Origin of the sequence: Chryseobacterium mucoviscidosis (genome assembly GCF_002177115.1) — a bacterium.
GTDB lineage: Bacteria > Bacteroidota > Bacteroidia > Flavobacteriales > Weeksellaceae > Chryseobacterium > Chryseobacterium mucoviscidosis.
The window spans coordinates 1-232 of the sequence record NZ_MVAG01000079.1; the positions used below are offsets into that span (position 1 = coordinate 1).

General features: G+C 42.2%; 1 protein-coding gene. It reads left to right on the top strand.

The window, feature by feature from the left end; all coding sequences use genetic code 11:
- On the top strand, positions 1-232 hold a 232-nt coding region (locus tag B0E34_RS21550; protein ID WP_228423012.1), incomplete at both ends, for a hypothetical protein.

Consider the following 232-nt stretch of genomic DNA (forward strand, 5'->3'; position numbering starts at 1 on the left):
CCACAAGAGTCCGCCAGCAACAAAACCATTGAACAGTCCCTGATTGGCGCCAAAACCTTTCGAAGCTTAAACCAAAACCCCACGCAACGCAGCTTAGAAAACTTCTATACCTTTGCTTTCCCAGGCAAACATTTCCATCCACAGAATATAAAGCACTGCGAGGGCAACAGCGGCCATGAGTATTATGGCTACAATTTCCATAATTTACGTTTTTGTTTTGTAAAACTAAAAA